We start from the raw sequence: 21,977 nt of genomic DNA on the forward strand, positions 1-21,977 counted from the left end.
GTGATTTGGTAAAATCTACGCTATCACTTGCATATTTGGGCTAAAGCGCTCTACAATAAAGGGAGGATCTGAAAAGGATCCTCTCTTTTTTGAGCACTTTCGTTGAAATTGTACAAAGTGGGTGTTATGATGATAAGCGCCGAAATAGTGTCTACAGGTACGGAACTGTTGTTAGGGCAGTCGCTGAATACGAATGCCCAGTACCTGGCAGAACAACTTGCCGCGTTAGGGATCGCTTGTTATTATCAGACAACGGTCGGGGACAATGCAGAACGCATTCGTTCTGTGATCACCCATGCGCTGGAACGAGCCGATATGGTGATTACGACCGGGGGACTTGGCCCGACGATGGACGATTTAACGAAGGAAGTCGTCGCGGATCTCTGGAAACTGGAGCTGCAAATGGATGCAGAAGAACTGGCACGCATTGAAGCGTTTTTTGCTCGCCGAGGCAAAAAAATGCCGGAAAATAATAAGAAGCAAGCGCTACTACCCGCAGGAGCGCAAAAGGTACCTAATGCTATCGGAACCGCCCCGGGAATCATTGTCGAAAAAGGCAACAAAACGATTATTTTGCTTCCAGGACCACCTTTTGAGATGCAGCCCATGGTCGAGACCACCGTCATTCCCTACTTGGCCCGCAAGGTGGGGACGGAGCCGACTGTGCTTTTTTCGCGTGTACTGAAGGTGGTAGGACCGGGCGAGTCGGTCATCGAAGATCGCTTGCGCGATTTGTTGGAGCATCAATCGAATCCAACGATTGCGTTGTTGGCCAAAGATGCTGAGGTTCATGTGCGCTTTACGGCACGGGGGCATTCCCAAGAAGCAGCCAAAGGGTGCATCCATCGTTTAGAGCAAGAAGTTCGTCAACGTCTTCATCCCTACGTCTATGGTGCTGATGATGCGACACTGGCCAGTGTGGTAGGTACGCTGCTACGGCAGCAAAGCAAAACACTGGCGATTGCGGAATCTTGCACAGGCGGATTGATCGCCGATCAGATGACGAATATTCCGGGATCTTCCGATTACCTATTACTCGGCGTCACTTCCTATGCCAATCGTGCAAAACAAGAAGTGCTCCAGGTTCCGGCGACAACACTGGAACAAGTAGGGGCCGTGAGCGCGGAAACAGCGCTGGCGATGGTACGAGGCGTGCAAGCCTTGGCCGGTGCCGACGCCGCCGTGGCGGTAACAGGCATTGCCGGTCCAGGAGGAGGAACAGCGGACAAACCGGTAGGCCTCGTATACATTGCTGTGCGCAACGGCCAAGAAGAAATCGTGAAAAAGATACAAACCTTTGGCGATCGGCGGACGATCAAGTTGAAGACAGCGGCAGCTGCATTGGATCTACTGCGGGGACAACTGATGGCGAATGAAACATAAGGAGAGCTGTAAGTAATGGAAAATCAAACGACAAAAGAAGCAGGCACGGATCGGACCTTATTTGGTCAAATTGAGTTAAGTAAAAAAGTAGCACAAGCTATCTTCGACATGGGCTTTGAAGAGCCGTCGCCGATTCAAGCCAAAGCAATTCCGGCGATTTTGGAAGGCAAGGACATGATCGGTCAGGCCCAAACGGGAACCGGCAAAACGGCAACCTTTGGCATTCCGATGGCTGAACGACTCGATCCCAAAGATGGTCGCGTGCAAGCACTGGTACTTTGTCCTACCCGCGAATTGGCCATTCAAGTGGCCCAGGAAATTGCCAAAATCGGCCGCTTGATCGATGTGAAAGCGCTGCCTGTCTATGGCGGTCAATCCATCGATCGCCAGATTCGCGCATTGCGCTATGGCGTACAAGTCGTCATCGGCACGCCGGGGCGGATTCTCGATCACCTGAGCCGTAAAACCTTGCGCCTGAACAATGTGCGTATGGTTGTTCTTGATGAAGCCGATGAAATGCTCGACATGGGCTTTATTGAAGATATTGAGTCGATCATCAAAGAAACGCCGGAAGAGCGTCAAACGCTGCTTTTCTCAGCGACGATGCCGGCTCCCATTCAAAAGCTGGCCCGCCAGTACATGAAAAATCCTGAATTTGTAACCATTTCCCGCGACAAGCTGACCGTACCTTTGATCGAACAAGTGTACTATGAGTGCAAAGAATCGCAAAAAGCCGATGCTCTTTGCCGTGTCTTGGATATGGAAGAAATTGGCGCAGCCATCGTCTTTTGCCGCACCAAACGCGGTGTTGATGAACTGGTCGCATCCTTAGAGTCGCGCGGCTATTTTGCCGAAGGGCTTCATGGCGATCTGACCCAAACCCAGCGCGATCGGGTCATGAAAAAATTCCGTGAAGGCAAAGCGGAACTGCTCGTCGCTACCGATGTGGCTGCCCGCGGTCTCGACGTGGAAAATGTTACCCACGTCATTAACTATGACGTTCCGCAAGATCCCGAATCCTATGTTCACCGTATCGGCCGTACCGGTCGCGCCGGGCGCAAAGGGATTGCGGTGACCTTGATCAACTATCGCGAGTATCGCCAGTTAAAACTGATCGAGCGCGTGACCAAAGCACGGATCCAACGCCGTGAATTGCCGTCCATGGCCGATATCATGGAGCGTCAAAAAGAAGCCCATAAACAACGGGTGTTGCAGCTGCTGCAAGCCGGTCATTTTGGCGATTACAAAAGCATCATCAGCGAAATGGCCGATGAATATGATCCGATGGAAATCGCTGCTGCCGCTTTAAAACTGCTCGTGGAAGGACCGGAAGCGGAAAAAGAAGCAGAAGACGAAGTTTCCGAATTTGGCAATACCGGGGCTGAGCCAGGGATGGTTCGCTTGTTCATGAACATTGGCCGGGCCCAAGGGATCCGTCCCCAAGACATCGTACGCACCGTTGCCGAAGAAGCCGGAATTCCCGGTAATGTCATCGGCGTGATCAATATTTATGATAAATTCACCTTTGTGGAAGTGCCGGAAGATGTAGCCGGTCGCGTGCTCGGTGTCATGCATCAAAACATGATCAAAGGGCGCAAGATCAGCGTAGAGCCTGCAAAAGCTCGTTAATCGAAGGCGTATTGCCCGGCAGGAGGGGTAAGCATTGTCCAATGAGGCGCGCCGTCAGGCGATCTTGGTCCTGACCATTGTCTGTTTTTTTATCGGCTTGATCACCATGGTACAATGGCGAACGCAAGCAGAAATCACTCGTCAGACCGGCACAGCATCGATTGACGAGCTTACCTCGACCCTGATCCAAGCGGAAAAATCCAAAGACGCTTTAGCCAGTCAGCTTGTGGAACTGCAAAACCAAGTGAATCGCTACCGCGATGGCGAAAGTGCCAAGCATACGGTGCAGCAACTGCTGACGCAGTCACAAATGGCAGCCGGGATGGTGGCGGTGGAAGGACCCGGTGTTGTGATCACCTTGGACGACAGCCCCTTAGCCCGTCAATTTGATGAACAGTCGCGGAAAGACATCCGTAACGAGTACTATATCCATGACACCTATTTGCGCGAACTGGTCAACGCCTTGTGGATGGCCGGTGCGGAAGCCGTCAGCGTCAACCAACAGCGGTTAGTGGCGAATTCCGAGATTTTTTGCGGAGGCACGACCATCTTTATCAACCGGGATTATGTAACACCGCCCTTTGTGATTCGTGCTGTCGGCGATCCCAAGACCTTGACGGCATCATTAAATATGGTCTTGACGTCGCTTTTACTTAAAGATTTGAACCAGCGATTTGGCGTTGTCTTTGACATTGCGCCCAGCGATCGTGTGCAAATTCCCGAATATCGCGGCGATATCCAATATCAACATGCTAAAATCTCGACGAAGGATCCGGCAGCGGAGGCCAAGCCATGATGAAGATGCACATGAAGATGCAGTGGAAAAAATGGCAAGTGGCGGCGACGATTGTTGCCTTAGCCATGGGCATGTTGCTGGTTACGCAGTTTAATACAACGATTCAATTGGCCAAAGTTCGTCTTGAACAGGGAGAACGGCAGCGTTCCTTACAAGTGCTTTTACAAAAAATCGATGCTGATAAAGCCGAGATGGACAAAAAGGTCGCTGAATTAAAGAGCCAGACAGCTAAGTATGAGCAGATGACCACCGGTCAGGTGTCATCGGGCTTATCGGAAGAACTGGATCGACTGCGCATGGCCACGGGCTATTATGCGCTGGAAGGACCGGGTGTTCAAATCACGATTGATGATCGACTGGCACCCAATACCCCTGTCGACATCAATGATTTGATGGCCATTGTCAATATCTTGCGCTATGCCGGTGCCGAGGCGATTGCTGTCAATGGTCAGCGCATTGTCGCCCATTCGGAGATCTATGTTTCTGGTAAAAATATGCTGATCAACAAAACGCCGATCAGCAGTGATAAAGACCATGTCTATGTGATTGAAGCCATCGGGCCCAGTCAACAACTGGCGCAGTGGTTGCAAGTGACCGATGGGTTGGTGCTCAGTATGCGTGAGTCCAAAATCGATGTTAAAATTACGACGCAAAATAAAGTGGAAATTCCCGCCTACAGCGGTATTCACAAATTTACCTATGCCAAACCCCTGGTACCCGCTAAAAAGAGACCATAAACGGATCATCTAAGATTTTTACTTCTGCACATTGACAAAGAATTACATGGTATGTATAGTAAAAATATCCTCAAAGCGATACAAGCGATGATCATTTACAGCGATGATCATTTGCAGAGAGAATAAAGGGGGAGCATGACCGTGGCGACAGACAAACTGCAAGCGCTTCAACAAGCTCTGAATCAAATCGAAAAATCCTTTGGCAAAGGTTCCATCATGCGGCTTGGGGAAGCAGAAGCGAAAATGGCTGTAGAAACGATCCCCACCGGATCCATTGCCCTCGATATGGCCCTTGGCGTCGGTGGTGTTCCACGCGGTCGAATTGTGGAGGTCTATGGTCCTGAATCATCCGGTAAAACGACTGTCGCCTTACATATCATTGCGGAAGCGCAAAAACGAGGTGGCCTGGCGGCGTTTATTGATGCAGAGCATGCCCTGGATCCGGTCTATGCCCGTAAGCTCGGTGTGGATATCGACAACCTCTTGCTTTCGCAACCGGACACAGGCGAACAAGCATTGGAGATCTGTGAAGCCCTCGTGCGTTCCGGTGCTATTGACATTGTCGTCATTGACTCGGTAGCGGCACTGGTGCCGAAAGCGGAAATTGACGGCGAGATGGGCGATTCCCACATGGGGTTACAAGCGCGGTTGATGTCGCAAGCGCTGCGTAAGCTGACCGGTGTGGTCTCCAAATCCAAAACGTGTTGCTTGTTTATCAATCAGGTTCGTGAAAAAATCGGTGTTATGTTCGGCAATCCCGAAACTACTACGGGCGGCCGGGCGTTGAAGTTTTATGCGACTGTACGTATGGAAGTGCGCCGTGTCGATACGCTGAAACAAGGATCGGAAATGATCGGCTCGCGAACCCGCGTGAAAGTTGTCAAAAACAAAGTAGCGCCTCCCTTTAAACAAGCTGATTTCGATATCATGTACGGCGAAGGCATTTCCCGTGAGGGCGGTTTGATCGATATGGCTGCTGAAATGGACATTATCGAAAAAAGCGGTGCCTGGTATTCCTATAAAGGTGAGCGCATGGGCCAAGGCCGTGAAAATGCCAAAGAGTACTTGCGCAATCATCCGGAAATTGCCCTGCAAATTGAGCAGGCCATTCGTGGACAAGTCGCTCCAACGGATGCACTGCCCGTAAGTGATGCGGAATAACCTAGAACCGCCGACGGTGGAACAAGCCTGCACCAAAGCGTTGCGCTGGTTAGCGACGCGTTCGTTGAGCACGATGGAAATCCAACAACGTCTGCAGCGCTTAGGTGCTGCAGACGTTGTGATTGAACAAGTGATGGCGCAACTGCAGGCCTGGGGTTATGTTAATGATCGGCGTTTTGCTGAAGGCTATGCTCGTTATCGCAAAGAGACCTGCTCTCACGGTTCGCGCCGTTTGACCTATGATCTGATACGCAAAGGAATTGATGCGGAACAAGCCGGGGAAATCGTCAATGCTTTGCTTCCGGAAAGGGAAGACCGTGCACGAGCGCTTCATCTGGCCCAGCAGCAATGGCAGCGTTTGCAAAAATCCGGGCGAACCGACCGCCTCCGCGATCGCCTCGGTGTTTTTCTGCAACGCAGAGGTTATCCTTTTGAAGTGATCGTTGCTGTTCTTGAAGAAGTGATGGGTAAAGCCGCTATGGATGGAAACCACGATAACTTGACACTGTAGATAAAAACTAATAAAATGTATCTACGGAAACTTGTTATCGTTGAGTTTCATACCACCTGTTTAGGCGGTTCTTATATAGCATCTACCAGCAGTTGAATTATCGATAATAGTAAGGTAAAGCCCTGCCTGGAGGATGGAAACAGCATATAAGATAAAATAGGCTCAGTCGGCTGTAGTTGACTGCTAGTCAGCCGCCGTCCATGTAGATGTGGGATGAGTTCTCTTCGAAACCGAGTTTCTGCTCGGTTTTTTCTTTTGCTTGATTATGTAATGCAAACACATCAGTAGATAATGAGGAGGTGACAACATATTTTGGAATGGATCATTAGCATTGTTTTAGCTGTTCTGGGTTTTGGCGGCGGTGTTGTTTATCGGAAGAACATAGCGGAAGCGAAGATTGGCGGTGCCGAAGAGCAAGCCCGTCAAATCGTTGATGATGCAACGAGAGATGCGGAAGCCAAACGCCGCGAAGCTGTGTTGGCAGCCAAAGACGAAGTGCACCAGATGCGTACCGAAGCAGAACGGGAAAACCGTGATCGGCGCAATGAACTGCAGCGTCTGGAACGCCGTCTGTTGCAAAAAGAAGAATCTTTGGATCGTAAGATGGAAACGATGGAGCGCAAGGAAGAAGCCTTCCAGCGCCGTGAGGAAGAAGTCGAAAGGATCCGAGTCGATTTAGCAGAGATGCTGCAAAAGCAAGTCTCTGAGCTGGAGCGTTTGTCGGGATTAACGACCGATGAAGCGCGAAGCATTCTTTTGTCGAACGTGGAAGAGGAAGTAAAACATGAAATGGCCATGATGATCAAGAACATTGAGAATCAGGCCAAAGAAGAAGCAGACAAACGGGCCCGGGAAATTATCTCGTTGGCGATTCAGCGTTGTGCTGCTGATCATGTGGCGGAGTCGACCGTTTCGGTGGTGGCATTGCCCAATGATGAGATGAAAGGGCGCATTATCGGTCGTGAAGGCCGTAACATCCGCACCTTAGAGACCTTGACGGGGATCGATTTGATCATTGATGACACTCCGGAAGCCGTAATCTTGTCAGGTTTTGATCCGGTGCGCCGCGAAGTTGCCCGGGTTGCTTTAGAGAAACTGATCTTGGACGGTCGAATTCACCCGGCTCGCATTGAAGAGATGGTGGAAAAGGCCCAAAAAGAAGTGGAGCAACGCCTGCGTGAAGAGGGCGAACAAGCTACCTTTGAAACCGGTGTTCATGGGTTGCATCCTGAATTGATCAAGCTCTTAGGCCGCTTAAAGTGGCGTACCTCTTATGGTCAAAATGTGCTCAAGCACAGCATTGAAGTGGCGCACTTGGCCGGCTTGATGGCCTCTGAACTCGGTGCCGATCCCATCTTGGCCCGTCGTGCAGGTTTGCTGCATGATATCGGTAAAGCAGCGGATCATGAAGTTGAAGGCAACCATGTCAGCATTGGCATGGATTTAGCGAAAAAATATCGTGAGTCCCGCGATGTAATTCATTGCATCGCTGCCCACCATGGTGATGAAGAGCCACGTACCATTGAGGCCGTGCTTGTCGCAGCAGCTGATGCTGTTTCGGCAGCTCGTCCCGGGGCGCGTCGCGAGACCTTGGAGTCCTATATCAAGCGTCTCCAAAAACTCGAAGAAATCGCCGACTCCTTTGAAGGCGTGGAAAAATCCTTCGCTATCCAAGCGGGCCGGGAGATTCGCATCATGGTCAAGCCCGATAAAGTGGATGATGCCGATTCTTTGCGGATTGTCCGTGAGATTGTCAAACGGATCGAGTCCGAACTCGAATACCCAGGTCACATCAAAGTAGTGGTTATTCGGGAAACAAGGGCGATTGATTACGCCAAGTAATTCTTGAGACCGGATCCTTGTGAGGATTCGGTCTTTTTTTTGCAGTGCCAACAATTTCATGATCAAGTAGGGCAGGAATTCAACGAAATAATGTAGAAATAAAGATTCTTATGAAGAGTTATCGTAAGGATGGTGACTAGGTTGGCGCTGCGTTATAAGAAAGGACATGAAGTAAATGCGAGTACGGGGTTGTTGATTTCTGTGCTACTACGTTTTCCTGAAGTAGGCACGGTCAACTTTGATCCTACCTCCAAGACATTGCGCTTTTCCTTCTTGCTCCATCCCGAACGGTTTCATGGTAAGATGCGGGAATTAACTAAGCGAATTACGTCCGCCCTCGATCTCTACCATGCTTTTGATGGGATTGAGCCCATCATTTTTACCATTCATTCACGCAACGAAGAGAAACTGTTGTCGATTGAAGTAGTTCGTGATGTGGTGACGCTCGGTTTGGTTGAGATTGGCTTACTTGTTGATTTGTTGCGCCAGCAAGCAAGCGGTGGTTTATGGGTGGAGGAAGAACAAGCGCCCTTGCAAGATGACGAAAAAGAATGGCAAGAAGAATTGATTGCCAATATGTTGGACAACCTGAAAAGAGATAACCAAGTTCAAAAGCTCTTTGCTTTTCGGGAAGAAGGGCGCGTTGTCGTATATAATCAATAAGGTTACCGAGAACAATGAAACTGTGGTAAATACCACAGTTTCATTGTTCATTCGGCCAAAATAACGTCAGGATCAAGGCAATTGATGCACCACAATTGTGTAGAAACCTGATGAAAGCCAGCGATTCATTACAAGCAAGGTGGGAATTTTTTGAACTTATTATTTATCGGTGATATTGTCGGCAAGCCCGGACGCAAAGCTGTCGAAGAATTACTGCCGCAAGTCCGCAAAAGCTATGCTGTTGACTTTGTCATTGCCAATGCGGAAAATGCCGCCGGTGGCAATGGGTTGACCCGAGACATTGCCCATGAACTGCTGGGCCGCGGCATTGATGTCTTGACGATGGGGAATCACACCTGGGATAAACGAGAGATCCTTGATTTCATCGACAGTGAGCCGAAGTTATTGCGGCCAGCGAACTATCCCGTAGGTACACCGGGACGGGGCAGTGCGATTTTTACTTTGCCCAACGGCAAGCATCTGGCTGTGGCGAATTATTGCGGACGAATTTTTATGAATCCTCTGGAGTGTCCTTTTCAACACGTGGGCCGTTTGATTGAATCACTTCGGGGAAAAGCGGACTATCTCTTTATCGATTTTCATGCCGAAGCGACATCGGAGAAAATCGCTTTTGGTTGGCACGTGAACGGGCGAGCCACGGCCGTTGTGGGAACACATACCCATGTGCAAACGGCCGATGAACGCATTCTTCCCGCCGGAACAGCATATATATCCGATGTCGGCATGACCGGACCGCGTGACGGTGTATTGGGGGTCAAAAAAGAACTGGTACTCAACAAGTTCATCACGCAATTGCCGGTGCGCTTTGAAACGGCGACCGGGCCAATCCAAATGAACGCTGTGCTCATCACCTTAGGCCTGCAAGGGAAGGCCGAAAAAATTGAGCGAATAAATATCATCAAAGAAGTGTAAAAAGAAGGATTTTGCCCCCGAACATAGAAATAAACAATAGTGGAAATAAAAGAAAATCATAACAAGTAAGGGGGCAATATTCTTGGAAGTTTTGAAGGTATCAGCAAAATCCAGTCCGAACCGTGTTGCCGGTGCATTGGCAGGTGTGCTTAGGGAAAAAGGAGGAGCAGAAATCCAAGCGATCGGTGCAGGCGCGCTTAACCAAGCGGTCAAAGCCGTTGCGATTGCGCGTGGATTTGAGGCGCCACGCGGTGTAGATCTGATCTGCATCCCGGCGTTTACGGATATTCAAATCGATGGTGAAGAGCGGACGGCGATTAAGCTGATCGTTGAACCACGCTAATTTCCACTTTTGTAAGCACAACATACCAAGGACGCCTGCTCAATTTTGAGCAGGTGTTTTTTTTCGATGAAGGGGTGATTCCATGGCGGGAAAAAGCTTCTTGGCCATCGATGGACACTGTGATACACTGCTACGCTGGCATGCCCAAGGTGGCGCTGATCCTTGTGATCTTGAGCGATGGCAGCAAGGCGATGTGCAGGTACAATTTATGGCCGCTTATATTGAAGAGGCCTATAAACCGGTAGACAGCTTTGCTCGTGCTGTGCAGTTGATTGATACGTATCATCGTTCACTGCGGCAGTTGGGCAACGCGGTGATGCCCGTTCTCTGGCGTGAAGATCTGGAAAAGGTACCGGTGAACGTTGAAGCAGGCAGGAGCAATGATGAACAAGGCGGAAGCAACGATGAACAAGGCGGAAGCAACGATGAACAAGGGGCGAGAGGCAGGGGGTTGCCTCGGCCCATCGGTACGCTTTTGACAATTGAAGGCGGCGAGGCCTTGGAAGGTTCCTTGGAACAGGTAGCCTTCTTTTTTCGGTTGGGTGTGCGCTCCATCGGTTTGACTTGGAACCAGCGCAATGCCTTGGCGGACGGTTCTTGGCACAGCGGCGGCCTTAGCGCTTTTGGACGACAGGTCGTGACGGCTATGAATCAGCAGGGCATGATCATCGACCTTGCCCATATCGCACCGGCCGGTTTTTGGGACACACTGGCCCTAACGGCAAAGCCGGTGATTGTTTCCCATGCCAATTGTCGGCACTTGTGTGACCATCGGCGCAATCTTGATGATCGGCAGATACGTGCATTGGCCGCCCAAGGGGGCGTACTTGGGATCAGCTTTTATCAAGAGTTTCTTGGGAAAGGGCCTGCTGACGTAGGGACCGTAGCTGATCATATTGAACATGTGTGCCACGTCAGTGGTCATGCCGGCGCCGTAGGCATTGGCTCCGATTTTGACGGGATGGATCAACCGGCCAAAGGCTTAGCCAGTACTGCTGAGCTGCCGCGCATCTGGGAAGAACTGCTGCGGCGTCGTTTTCCGGAAGCTGCTATCCAAGCGATCGCTGGAACAAACTTTTTACGCGTGCTGAAGGAGATTTTGCCGGAAAAGGGGAATTCATAAGTTTGATGGACAACTTTCGGTTTCAGGGAGTGACGCATTGCCAAAGCGGTGGAGCGTATCAAGCAAAGTTTCGGTAATTTTGTGATTTAAGGATAAAGCGATCGTCGTTGGCATAAACTGGGCTTTAGAAGAAGACCAGGGAGGCACGATGATGGATCGAGAGACACGGGATGTGGTAGAAAGTCTGCTTGATCAGGTAGCTTATCTGCAGGCACGCGTCAATCAGTTGCGCAGCAGCCGGCGCGTGTTAATGACACTCCTGGCGGCGGTCGATCAAGAACGGCGAATTGCGGAAATGCGCTTGGCTGTCCGAAAACAACGACGGCGACAGCAGCGAATCGTTAGCGAACAAAGACAAGGAAAAATTATCTCCTTAAGCAGGAATAGCACGAAATGTGGCGAATGATTACTACGAACACACCCACACCTCCATTCGGTGCGGGTGTGTTCTTTATGTGATTTGATTTTTTAAATAATTTGCCTGATTTGATGAAAGGCGGGGATTAACCCTGCGCAGAGGATATACAACGGGCTCATCGGCGGCGGCGGCCGCTAAATTAGCCACGGCGCTGCTCTACGGTACGCTGACCGATCTTCGATTGGAGTTGGATCGGGAAGGACCGATCACCGTGGAGATCCCCTTACCGCAAGGCGGACGACTTTGTGTACCGGCGGCGGTTGTCGCAGCGCCGGCAACAACGGGGGCGCTTCCATCACAGGCCGACGTTGTCGATACCACAGTGCCGGCCGTTACTTGTCAAGTTGATAAAGATGGCGGTGATGATCCGGATGTGACTCATGGTTTAGCCATTCAGGTGACAGCTGTCATGGCCGATCAGGAGATTCACATCGCCGGCGGTCGTGGTGTAGGCATCGTTACGCGGGAAGGGCTGGCCCTGCCAGTAGGCGAGGCGGCGATCAATCCGGTCCCCCGGGCGATGATCAGGGCTGCGGTGGCGGAAGTGCTACCGCCTAATCGCGGCGTACATTTGACGGTGGAAGTGCCTGAAGGCAAGGAAGTCAGCCAACGTACCTTAAATCCGCGCTTAGGCATTATGGGCGGTATATCGATTTTAGGGACCACCGGCATCGTAGAGCCCATGTCGGAAGAGGCCTTTAAGCACAGCTTAGAACCGCAAGTCGATGTGGCGCTGGCCGCCGGTTATCGCACCCTAATTTTGACGCCCGGCCGGATGGGACAGCGTGCCTTAAAAGAGCGCGGCATACCGGAAGCGGCGGTGGTGCTTATGAGTAACTTCGTCGGCCATCTGCTAGACACATGCCGTCAAAAAGGTGTAGGCGCGGTGCTGCTTTGGGGACACCTCGGCAAACTGGTCAAGCTCTGCGGCGGCATTTTTCATACGCACAGCGCTGTGGCCGACGGCCGCCGTGAAATCATCGCCGTCCATGCTGCGCTGCAGGGGTTACCGCTGGAACTGGTCCGTTCCATTATGGAAGCGAATACGGCGGAAGAAACGATCGCTTTGATCCAAGCATCACCGGCGGGTCCGGGGTTTTTTGATTACTTGGCGGAGATTGCTGCCGGCAAAGCAGCGGAACGGCTACAAGGGAACGTCGGTGTTGTTTTTACCAATTTAAAGGGGGAACCATTAGGGTGGAGTCAGCAAGCGCGCAACCTGGCAGCACAAATTACAACGGCCACAGGGTAACGGTGATCGGCATCGGACCGGGTACGCCGGAGCACTTGACGCCGCAAGCACGTAAGGCTGCCCAAGAAGCCGATCTCTTGATCGGCGGACCGCGGGCCTTGGCGCTGTTTGCTGATCTCGGCAAACCGACGCTGATTATTGACCGCCATTTGGAGGATTTGATGCAGGTCATCGCGCGGGAACGACAGGCAAAACGGCTGGCCGTGCTTGTTTCCGGTGATCCTGGTTTTTATAGCTTGCTGCCTATGCTGCGGGAAAAGATTGGCGCGGAACATCTTCAGGTGATCCCGGGGTTAAGCTCCTTACAGATGGCCTTTGCGGCGCTGGCACTGCCGTGGCAAGAGGTGCGGTGGCTGTCGATGCACGGGCGATGTCAAAAATTGACAGACGACACTTTTTCGGCGCCCGGTTGGGTCGCTTTTTTGACCGATCCCCAGCATCGGCCGGAACAGATCGCGCAGGAATGTGTGGAACTGGGACAAGGCTGGCGCCGGGGGTACATTCTTTGTTCCTTAGGCTATGCCGATCAAACGACCGATGCCGGCACGGTGGCCCAGTTGGCGGAGCGTCCCGTTGGCGCTTATCGCCCTGCTGTTTTGATCGTGCAAGGCGGGGAAGCGCCGCCGTCGCCTGCAAAGGGTGAGACGGATAGCGCAGTAACGCCCCCCGGCGGTACCGGCTGGCCCGATGATCTGTTTTTGCGTAGTCCCAAGATACCGATGACCAAATCGGATATTCGTGCGCTGACGCTGGCCCGCGCTCAGATTGGGCCTAGGGACACTGTGTGGGACATTGGTGCAGGTACGGGATCGATCAGCATTGAAGCGGCCGGCCTCGCCGCCCAAGGTACGGTATGGGCTGTAGAGCGACTGCCGGAAGCGTGCGACTTGATCCGCCAAAATGCAGTGCGGTTTGGGCGTCACAACCTTCACCTTTGTCCCGGGGCGGCGCCGGACGTACTGGCAACGCTGCCGTCACCGGATGTTGTCATCGTCGGTGGTTCCGGTGGCCAATTAGAAGCGATTTTAGCAGAAGCCTGGCGGCGCTTACCGGCAGCAGGGCGGTTGGTAGTTAACGCCGTAACCGTCGAAACGATCAGCACAACCACAGCATGGCTATCGGCACAAGGGATCGATTTTTTCGCTTCCCAGGTAACCACGCAAACGATGGTCGCCGCCGGCGCCTATCACTTGTGGAAAAGCCAAAATCCGATCACTTTGTTTTGGGCTGTCAAACCGGCGTAGGAACCTGTAGTTTGAGGAGGAATCATCGATGGTAACCTTTATCGGCGCGGGACCGGGCGATCCTGAACTGATCACTGTCAAAGGACAAAAGCGACTGGCCGATGCCGATGTCGTAATTTATGCCGGTTCACTGGTAAACCCGGAAATTCTGACATGGTGCCGACCGGAGGCGGTCATTCATAACAGCGCGAGCTTGTCCTTAGAACAAGTGATTGCCCTTATCGGCCAAGCTGTTGCTGAAGGGAAAAAAGTAGCCCGTGTTCATACCGGCGATCCCAGCATCTACGGTGCCATCCGTGAGCAAATGGATGTGCTCGATGAACTGGGGATTGCCTATGAGGTCATCCCCGGTGTTAGTTCCTTTTTGGCTTCGGCAGCAGCCGTGCAAAAAGAATTTACCTTACCCGGTGTTTCCCAAACGGTGATCATCACACGGCTGGCCGGGCGCACACCGGTACCGGAACGGGAATCGCTCCGGTCATTGGCGCAGCATCAAGCGTCCCTTTGTATTTTTCTCAGCACCGCGATGATCGGCGAAGTAGTCGCTGAGTTGCGTGATGGCGGCTACAGCGAAGATACGCCGGTTGCTGTGGTTTATAAGGCAAGCTGGCCGGAACAAAAAATTGTACAAGGCACCTTGGCCGATATTGCGGACAAGGTACAGGCGGCCAAGTTGAGCCGGACAGCCATGATCATGGTGGGACGCTTTTTAGAAGGCCCCTATGAACGATCGCTTTTGTATGATCCCACCTTCAGCCATGGTTACCGTCAAGCCGTTGAGGAAAAAAAATCGTGAACATTGTCGCAGTTACGGCCGGCGGAGCGCAGCTGGCTCGGCGCCTCGGCGCTCTGTGGCCGGAAGCGACGCTGTGGTTGCCGGCAGCGGTTATCGATGCGATGGAGCAAGCCGATGGGGTTAAGCAAACCGACGGAACTGAGCAAACGTGGGCGCCTTCGTTGCGTGCGACCTTGGCCCGGTTGTTTTGTGCGGGAAAACCACTTTTTTTTATTGGGGCTCTCGGTATTTTAGTGCGGATGATTGCTCCGCTGATTCAGGATAAGCGTCATGATCCGCCGGTGCTGGTTCTTGATGAGGCCGGCCAGCATGTGATCAGCGTACTTTCCGGTCACTGGGGCCGGGCCAATGAGATCACCCGTCAGGTTGCCACTGCCATCGGTGCAGTGCCGGTGATCACGACGGCCACCGATGTGGCCGGTTTGCCGGCGGTCGATACCTTTGCCCGCAGGGTGGAAGCTGTCATCGCGCCTTGGTCTGCTGTTAAGCAGATCGCCTCGGCCATGCTGCGTGGTGAACAAGGAACTTGGTATGCTGAACGGCGATGGTTGCCGGCATTGACCACCAACGCATCATCAGCGATGGAGCCGTTTCCGTGGCAACCACTTGATGCGGCGGCACCGGAGACAACACCCCCGTCCTCAACCCCACCGTCAACTTGGTCCGTTGTCCTCAGTGCCAAGGCGGTACCGCAGGCAACGCTGATGTTATATCCCCAGTATTTGATTGCCGGCGTCGGCTGTCGTCGCGGCGTTACAGTGGAGCAAGTCGATCAAGCGCTGCGCCATGCTTGTGCCCTGGTAGGGGCCGATAGCCGCTGTTTACGTGGCCTCTCTACCGGGTGGGTCAAAGCCGATGAAGAAGCATTGCTGGCTTGGGCCGGCCAACATGAACTGCCCGTAACGATCTGTGAAGCGGCACAAATCGGCGCCATGATCAAAGAACACCCGGAAATCCCCAAGTCATCTTTTGTGGAGAGAACGATTGGAGTGAGTGCCCTGTGCGAGCCAGCAGCCCTCTTAGCCCATCCCCAAGCCCAATTGATTTTGAACAAGACCATTGTTGGGCCAGTGACCGTTGCCCTAGCGCAGGTTCCGTGGCCGTTGTTGGTATCGGACCCGGTAACCGCGAACACATGACCGTAAAAGCACTGCGTGTTCTGGAGCAGTGTGATACGGTTGTGGGCTATAACACCTATGTCGATTTAATTGCTGATCTGTTGGAAGGCAAAGAAGTACATGCCAACGGCATGCGCCAAGAAGTAGCCCGCTGCTTGCATGCGGTGGAACTGGCACTGCAAGGACGACACGTGGCCGTCGTTTCCAGCGGTGATGCCGGTGTGTACGGCATGGCCGGCGTCATCTTGGAAGCATTGATCCAGCGTGGTGCCGTGAAGAAAGTACCCGTCGAGATCGTCCCCGGTGTAACGGCTGCTACAGCTGCTGCCGCTGCATTAGGTGCTCCGTTGATGCATGATTTCGCCGTCATCTCCCTGAGCGATCTGTTGACGCCTTGGGAGTTGATCCTCAAGCGTATCGATCATGCGGCGCAATCGGATATGATTATTGCCATCTACAATCCTAAGAGCCAAAAACGTGTTCAGCAGATCATGGAAGTGCAAGAACATCTGTTGCGCTATTGCCGCCCCGATACGCCGGTCGGGATTGTTCGTAATGCCGGCCGTGCCGGCGAAGAAAAACGCCTTTCTACGCTGGCCGATTTTACCAGCGAACCGATCGATATGTTTACTACGGTGATCATCGGCAATTCTCAGACCTTTGTTCATGGAGAATGGCTGATCACACCGCGGGGGTATGTCTGGTGATCTGGGTTGTTGCCGGGACCCGTGACGCACGCCAACTGATCGAAAAACTGGAACAAAAGCGGATCAAGGTCCTGGCTACCGTTGTCAGTGACTATGGTGAGCAATTGCTGCGTCAGCAAGCGTCAGCGGACTTGCGGATTTTCAAAGGTGCCCTTACGCCGGAAGGGATGATCACTTTTGTACAAACACAACAGGTTCGGGCCATTGTCGATGCGACCCATCCCTACGCACAGGTGGTTTCCTCCGCTTTGATCGATGTGGCCCGTCAATGCCAGATTCCTTATCTTCGTTATGAACGTGCGTCAAGTCAGCTGCCGGAAGCAGAACGTTTAAAAGTGGCCGCTACATGGGATGAGTGCCTTGCGTGGCTCCAACAGCTCCCGCCTGGCCAAGGCGTTTTTTTAGCGACGGGTAGCCGCAAATTACCGGACCTGGTGCCCGCACTTCAGGCCATGGGCCACCGGCCCGTTGTTCGCATCTTACCGGATCCGGAACAAGTGGCCCTTTGTCTGCAGATGGGCTTGTCGCCGGCCCAGGTGATTGCTATGCAAGGCCCTTTTAGTGCCGATATGAACCGAGCCATGTTCCAACAAGTCGGTGCCGATTGTTTGGTCACCAAAGACAGCGGTCACGTGGGCGGAGCGCTCGATAAAATTGAGCCGGCCCTAGCTTTAGGCATGGATGTTATCGTCGTCGGACGGCCATCGCTGGCCTATCCGGAAATGACCGACGACGCTCAGCACGTACTGAACTGGGTGGCTCATGTGCTGGAACAACCTGCCCGATGAGTTGCTGATAAAAGAAAGGTGAGCGCAATGGATTTTATACAAGACCCCACGGCCATTGAGACCAAAAGCATGGCGATCATCGATGAACTGTTGGGCCCTTTGGCGGTGACAGCGGAAGAACGCAACGTGATCAAGCGGATCGTTCATACCACCGGTGACCCAGGATTTGCCGAACTTGTCCATCTTCACCCCGATGCCGTACCGAATGGGATCGCCGCACTGGCCCGCGGTGCCAAGATTTTTACAGACGTGCACATGCTGGCCACAGGCATCAAACGCAACTTGGTGGAGGAGCGCGGCGGCGACATTATCTGCGCGATCCGCGATTCCCGGGTCATCGAAGCGGCCAAAGCATCGGGACGGACCCGGGCGATGACAGCTTTTGAATTGCTGGCCCCGGAGATGGACGGCGCCGTTGTGGCCATCGGCAATGCACCGACAGCCTTGTTTCAACTGCTCGACGCCATCAAAAAAGGGATTTGTCTGCCTGCTTGTGTGGTAGGCACACCGGTCGGTTTTGTCGGTGCTGCCGAATCAAAAGAGTGTTTAATTGAAGCCGGCATTCCGGCGATTTCTATACGCGGTACCAAAGGCGGCAGCACCATCGCCGTGGCGATCATCAATGCACTGCTGCTGCAGATGCCCAAATAAAAAAGCCAGCATCAAATGCTGGCTAGCACCGGTTATCGGCATCTTGAAGGAGTTGTAAAAGGTGCCACGGATGCCTGCGGCCGCTTATCAGTAGCGGCGGGCTGTGATGATGACGAATCAAAAACACAAGTTCATCGTCCCAGTTTTTTTGTGTTGCTTCCCGGGCCCCCAGATGAGCGTGATGGACAATCACTGCCAGCGGTGAGACGGCCAGCGATGGCGCCGTGGGCCGATCCAGAGGGCGCCCGGCGGCCTTGAGCAGAACATAAAGAATGCGGTGCCAAAGGCGCAAGCGTGCCCGCCGTTTCCCCAAATCATGAAGCAGGGCAGCCCGTAACAGCAGCGTTTGCTCCGGAGCTGAGAGATGACGGCTGTGGTCGTAGCAAAGCTTGGCTACATCACAAGTGTGACGACGATCAGCCAAGGCCATCTCTTGCCACACCTGATACTCTTTGTCTTGCAGCCACTGCTGGACCCAGGCGGCTTCATCGGCGGTAATCGTCGCGCTCACGGCGCGCCAAACTTGACGGCAACGATAGATGATCTTTTTCATAGAAGCAGTATAGCACGGTAAACTTGTTCCTTGAAGGGGTGCTAAACAAGATGCAGACCAAGCCAACGCCGATGCCAACGGCGATGTCAACAGCAGCGAAAACGTCGATAGCCCCAGGTGAACTGGTGCTCGTTACCGGCGGCGCTCGCAGCGGAAAAAGCCAGTGGGCAGAGCAACTGGCAACGATGGTCGTCTCATCACCGGAGCAGGTCGTATATGTAGCTACGGCCGGCAGGCGTGACGGCGATGATGAGATGGACGCCCGCGTTGCCCGTCATCGTGAGCGTCGTCCCCATGCCTGGCAGACCGTCGAAGAAACGGAAGATCTGGAAAGCGTGCTGACCCAGTGGGATCAACCCGGTACGGTCATCTTGATCGACTGTTTGACCTTATGGTTGACGAATGTGTTTTTGCGCCAGTATGATCCAGACACCTGGACAAGCGATGCGGAAGTAACGCTACTGGACCGGGCCGAACGTTTAGCCAAGATCGCACGAGCGTCGCAAGCAACGGTGATTGCCGTCGGCAATGAAATCGGCTACGGCATCGTCCCAATGGATAAAATGAGCCGCATCTTTCGCGACCTATCCGGCGGGATCCAGCAGCGATTTGGTCAGCAAGCACAGCGGATTTACTTGACCGTATGTGGCGCACCGATCACCGTAAAATCGGCGGCCGGGGAAGAGGAGAGATAACCACCATGGCCCAGGCAATTATGTTCCAAGGCACCAGTTCCAATGTCGGCAAAAGTGTGCTGGCAGCCGCTTTGTGCCGGATTCTTTATCAAGACGGCTACCGCGTTGTTCCATTTAAATCGCAAAATATGGCGCTTAATTCTTATGTGACTAAAGACGGCGGCGAAATGGGCCGGGCTCAAGTCGTGCAAGCCGAAGCGGCCGGAATTGAACCGTCCGTGGAGATGAACCCGATTTTGCTGAAACCTACCGGACAAGCGTCGTCGCAGGTGGTCTTGTTAGGCAAACCGATCGGTACCTATTCAGCTCGTGATTATCATTTGACCTATGCGCCCCAAGCGTTAGCGACGATCGCCGAGTGCTTGGAAAAGCTGCATACCGATTATGATATGATCGTCATCGAAGGCGCCGGTTCACCGGCAGAAGTCAACTTAAAAGCGCGTGATATTGCCAATATGCGCGTGGCCAAGATGGCCAAAGCGCCGGTGCTATTAGTGGCCGATATCGATCGGGGCGGCGCCCTCGCTTCGGTTGTCGGCACCTTGGCGCTGCTGGATCCGGACGAACAAGCGCTGATTCGCGGCATCGTGATCAATAAGTTTCGCGGCGATCGCAGTTTGCTTCAGCCGGCTCTTGATTTCCTCGAGGAAAAAACCGGCATCCCCGTAGTCGGTGTGATTCCCTATTTTCGCGGCATTGCCTTACAAGAAGAAGATTCAGTGGTTTTGGAGAAGGCCGAAACCAAAGTCGGTTCAGGCGAAGTCTTAGACATCGCTGTCATTCGTTTGCCGCGCATTTCGAACTTTACCGATTTTGATGCGCTTTCTCTGGAAGGGACCGCTCACGTTCGTTTTGTAGAGCATCCCGAGCAACTGGGACAGCCTGATATGGTGATTTTACCGGGAACCAAAAACACGATTGCCGATATGCGTTGGCTCGAAGGGACCGGCCTGGCAACGGCAGTTCGTGATTTTGCGTCACGAGGCAAACTGGTCTGGGGCATCTGCGGCGGTTATCAAATGCTGGGACAGCGCATTGACGACCCGCAAGGTGTGGAAGGGGATGTGACCACAACCGCCGGACTTGGTTTGTTGCCGATGATCACGACGATGGAAGCGGAAAAAATCACGGAACGGGCCGAATCAATCCTGGAAGGTCATGGGCCTTTTCTCGGTCCATTAGCCGGCATGCGTGTGACCGGCTACGAGATTCACATGGGACGCAGTGAAGCCACCACCGATGTCAGGGCTTTTGGCCGTATTGTGCGCCGTGGTGAGACAAGCTGTGATGCCTTCGAAGGTATGGTGGAAAAAGACGGCCTGGTCATCGGCACCTATCTGCACGGCATTTTTGACAACAGCGAACTGCGGCGGGGCTTGTTCAATGAGCTTCGGCGCAAGCGCGGTTGGGCACCGCTGGCAGGGGCCATGGAATCGGCGCTGGAGCGACGCCAGCAAGATTATGACCGCTTAGCCGATGTGGTGCGTCAAAACATCGATATGGAACGGATTTACCGGTGGATGCGCGAAGGCGTAAATGTGAACGGACAAGGCGAACAGGCAGATCAGCAAGGCGTGGAAGGACAAGAGGTAGTGCGGGAACAAGGAGCAGTGACCGATGGGCGGCATGCTTGATCAAAGCCCCTTTGCCGCCATCGTCCTCTTTGTATTGATCGGGCTGCTGGTTGATCTGTTGCTCGGTGATCCGCGCTGGCTGCCCCACCCGGTCATTGGCATCGGCCGTTTGATCAGCTTATTGGAAAAGCGGTTCTATCCGCCACCGGGAGCAGCGCCGGCGATTTTTTGGCAGCGCGGCGCTTTGGTCGCGATGGTTGTTGTAACCGTGACGGCCCTAGTTGCCTGGGCTGCGATGGCGCTCATCGCTTGGTTGTCCGGCGGCGCATCAATGGTGATGATCATTGCCGGCGGGATCGCTCTCGGGGTGGCCTTAGCGAGTCGTTCCCTCGCCGAAGCGGGGAGGGAGATTCAACAGTTGCTGGAACAAGGACAGCTTGAAGAAGCGCGCAAGCAGCTGTCCTACATTGTGGGACGTGATACGGCCCATCTCGATGAAAGCGAGATCGTCCGGGCCACCGTCGAAACAGTGGCGGAAAATACCGTTGACGGCATTGTGAGCCCCTTATTTTACGCATTTTTGGCCGGTGTGCCCGGTGCTTATGCGTACAAAGCAGTGAATACCCTCGATTCGATGATCGCCTATCGCAATGAGCGCTATCAATTCTTCGGTACCTTTGCCGCGCGACTTGATGATGTGGCCAATTACCTGCCGGCTCGGCTGACCGGTTTTTGCATGATCGTCGCCGGAGCTTTGCTTGGCCATCCGGTTGCGCGCATGATCAACACCTGGCGCCGTGATGCCGCCGGTCATCCCAGCCCTAATTCCGGTATCCCCGAAGCCGTCACGGCCGGGGCGCTGGGCGTACAACTGGGCGGCCAAAACAGCTACGGCGGTGTTGTTTCGTACCGGGCGACGATGGGCGATCCCCTGACGAAGATGCAAGCGCGTCATATTGGCCAAACGATCCAATTGATGGCGCTGACGACGGTGATTGTTACGATAGTGGGCATTGCCTTGCTCTATGCCGGCCTGCTTTGGCTAGGAAGGTGATATACA

At 53.3% G+C, this 21,977-nt stretch carries 23 protein-coding genes; 22 read left to right on the plus strand and 1 reads right to left on the minus strand.

Going from position 1 to position 21,977, the window contains the following annotated elements; all coding sequences use genetic code 11:
* Nucleotides 1–129 precede the first annotated feature (129 nt).
* From EDD73_RS09925 to EDD73_RS10015, 19 genes are all read left to right on the plus strand, one after another.
* Nucleotides 130–1,383 (plus strand): competence/damage-inducible protein A, encoded by a 1,254-nt coding sequence (locus tag EDD73_RS09925; protein ID WP_207668860.1) that lies wholly within the window; start codon nt 130–132, stop codon nt 1,381–1,383.
* Nucleotides 1,384–1,398: 15 nt separating this feature from the next.
* Nucleotides 1,399–3,012: a DEAD/DEAH box helicase gene (locus EDD73_RS09930; RefSeq protein WP_131919638.1), complete on the plus strand. Its 1,614-nt coding sequence runs from the start codon at nt 1,399–1,401 to the stop codon at nt 3,010–3,012.
* A 34-nt stretch (nt 3,013–3,046) separates the two neighbouring features.
* The gene (locus tag EDD73_RS09935) at nt 3,047–3,808 is read left to right on the plus strand and encodes a DUF881 domain-containing protein (RefSeq protein WP_131919639.1); all 762 of its coding nucleotides are present in this window, start codon (nt 3,047–3,049) and stop codon (nt 3,806–3,808) included.
* Nucleotides 3,805–4,545, plus strand: coding sequence for a DUF881 domain-containing protein (locus EDD73_RS09940; protein WP_131919640.1), 741 nt, complete (start codon nt 3,805–3,807; stop codon nt 4,543–4,545). Before EDD73_RS09935 ends, EDD73_RS09940 begins: the two co-directional genes overlap by 4 nt.
* A 141-nt stretch (nt 4,546–4,686) precedes the next feature.
* On the plus strand, nt 4,687–5,706 hold the full coding sequence (gene recA / locus EDD73_RS09945) for a recombinase RecA (RefSeq protein ID WP_279222102.1): 1,020 nt from the start codon (nt 4,687–4,689) through the stop codon (nt 5,704–5,706).
* Entirely contained in the window at nt 5,696–6,217 is a 522-nt protein-coding gene (locus tag EDD73_RS09950; protein WP_243116883.1) for a regulatory protein RecX, read from the plus strand. Before recA ends, EDD73_RS09950 begins: the two co-directional genes overlap by 11 nt.
* 312 nt (nt 6,218–6,529) lie before the next feature.
* Complete coding sequence (gene rny, locus EDD73_RS09955) at nt 6,530–8,059, plus strand: ribonuclease Y (RefSeq protein ID WP_131919643.1); 1,530 nt, start codon at nt 6,530–6,532, stop codon at nt 8,057–8,059.
* Between the two features lie 141 nt (nt 8,060–8,200).
* Entirely contained in the window at nt 8,201–8,722 is a 522-nt protein-coding gene (locus tag EDD73_RS09960) for a hypothetical protein (RefSeq protein WP_131919644.1), read from the plus strand.
* 150 nt (nt 8,723–8,872) lie between these two features.
* Complete coding sequence (locus tag EDD73_RS09965) at nt 8,873–9,655, plus strand: TIGR00282 family metallophosphoesterase (protein ID WP_131919645.1); 783 nt, start codon at nt 8,873–8,875, stop codon at nt 9,653–9,655.
* An 82-nt stretch (nt 9,656–9,737) separates the two neighbouring features.
* Complete coding sequence (locus tag EDD73_RS09970; protein WP_131919646.1) at nt 9,738–9,998, plus strand: stage V sporulation protein S; 261 nt, start codon at nt 9,738–9,740, stop codon at nt 9,996–9,998.
* A gap of 82 nt (nt 9,999–10,080) precedes the next feature.
* On the plus strand, nt 10,081–11,121 hold the full coding sequence (locus EDD73_RS09975) for a dipeptidase (protein WP_131919647.1): 1,041 nt from the start codon (nt 10,081–10,083) through the stop codon (nt 11,119–11,121).
* A 151-nt stretch (nt 11,122–11,272) separates the two neighbouring features.
* The gene (locus EDD73_RS09980) at nt 11,273–11,527 is read left to right on the plus strand and encodes a hypothetical protein (RefSeq protein ID WP_131919648.1); all 255 of its coding nucleotides are present in this window, start codon (nt 11,273–11,275) and stop codon (nt 11,525–11,527) included.
* A 103-nt stretch (nt 11,528–11,630) separates the two neighbouring features.
* Nucleotides 11,631–12,791 (plus strand): cobalt-precorrin-5B (C(1))-methyltransferase CbiD, encoded by a 1,161-nt coding sequence (gene cbiD / locus EDD73_RS09985; protein ID WP_131919649.1) that lies wholly within the window; start codon nt 11,631–11,633, stop codon nt 12,789–12,791.
* On the plus strand, nt 12,737–14,035 hold the full coding sequence (cbiE, locus tag EDD73_RS09990) for a precorrin-6y C5,15-methyltransferase (decarboxylating) subunit CbiE (protein WP_131919650.1): 1,299 nt from the start codon (nt 12,737–12,739) through the stop codon (nt 14,033–14,035). The genes cbiD and cbiE overlap by 55 nt, the downstream gene beginning before the upstream one ends.
* Nucleotides 14,036–14,063: 28 nt before the next feature.
* Nucleotides 14,064–14,831: a precorrin-4 C(11)-methyltransferase gene (cobM, locus tag EDD73_RS09995; RefSeq protein WP_131919651.1), complete on the plus strand. Its 768-nt coding sequence runs from the start codon at nt 14,064–14,066 to the stop codon at nt 14,829–14,831.
* Complete coding sequence (locus tag EDD73_RS10000) at nt 14,828–15,970, plus strand: cobalt-precorrin 5A hydrolase (protein WP_131919652.1); 1,143 nt, start codon at nt 14,828–14,830, stop codon at nt 15,968–15,970. Before cobM ends, EDD73_RS10000 begins: the two co-directional genes overlap by 4 nt.
* Nucleotides 15,967–16,656, plus strand: a complete 690-nt coding sequence (cobJ, locus tag EDD73_RS10005) for a precorrin-3B C(17)-methyltransferase (protein WP_131919690.1) — start codon at nt 15,967–15,969, stop codon at nt 16,654–16,656. Before EDD73_RS10000 ends, cobJ begins: the two co-directional genes overlap by 4 nt.
* Nucleotides 16,653–17,444 carry a precorrin-6A reductase gene (gene cobK / locus EDD73_RS10010; protein WP_165876447.1) on the plus strand — a complete coding sequence of 264 codons (792 nt, stop codon included), beginning with the start codon at nt 16,653–16,655 and terminating at the stop codon, nt 17,442–17,444. Before cobJ ends, cobK begins: the two co-directional genes overlap by 4 nt.
* A 27-nt stretch (nt 17,445–17,471) precedes the next feature.
* Nucleotides 17,472–18,095 carry a precorrin-8X methylmutase gene (locus tag EDD73_RS10015; protein ID WP_131919654.1) on the plus strand — a complete coding sequence of 208 codons (624 nt, stop codon included), beginning with the start codon at nt 17,472–17,474 and terminating at the stop codon, nt 18,093–18,095.
* 22 nt (nt 18,096–18,117) lie between these two features.
* On the opposite strand, the gene EDD73_RS10020 is transcribed toward EDD73_RS10015, so the two are convergent.
* Complete coding sequence (locus EDD73_RS10020) at nt 18,118–18,648, minus strand: HD domain-containing protein (protein ID WP_131919655.1); 531 nt, start codon at nt 18,646–18,648, stop codon at nt 18,118–18,120.
* Nucleotides 18,649–18,698: 50 nt separating this feature from the next.
* Here EDD73_RS10020 and cobU point away from each other — a divergent pair, with 50 nt between their 5' ends.
* Genes cobU through cbiB form a run of 3 tightly spaced genes read left to right on the plus strand, consistent with a single transcriptional unit; the run spans nt 18,699 to nt 21,971 of the window.
* Nucleotides 18,699–19,343 (plus strand): bifunctional adenosylcobinamide kinase/adenosylcobinamide-phosphate guanylyltransferase, encoded by a 645-nt coding sequence (cobU, locus tag EDD73_RS10025; RefSeq protein WP_131919656.1) that lies wholly within the window; start codon nt 18,699–18,701, stop codon nt 19,341–19,343.
* A 5-nt stretch (nt 19,344–19,348) separates the two neighbouring features.
* Nucleotides 19,349–20,977, plus strand: coding sequence for a cobyric acid synthase (locus EDD73_RS10030; protein WP_131919657.1), 1,629 nt, complete (start codon nt 19,349–19,351; stop codon nt 20,975–20,977).
* Nucleotides 20,961–21,971 carry an adenosylcobinamide-phosphate synthase CbiB gene (cbiB, locus tag EDD73_RS10035; protein WP_207668861.1) on the plus strand — a complete coding sequence of 337 codons (1,011 nt, stop codon included), beginning with the start codon at nt 20,961–20,963 and terminating at the stop codon, nt 21,969–21,971. The genes EDD73_RS10030 and cbiB overlap by 17 nt, the downstream gene beginning before the upstream one ends.
* Nucleotides 21,972–21,977 lie beyond the last annotated feature (6 nt).

This window comes from Heliophilum fasciatum, assembly GCF_004341395.1.
GTDB classification, from domain to species: Bacteria; Bacillota; Desulfitobacteriia; order Heliobacteriales; family Heliobacteriaceae; genus Heliophilum; species Heliophilum fasciatum.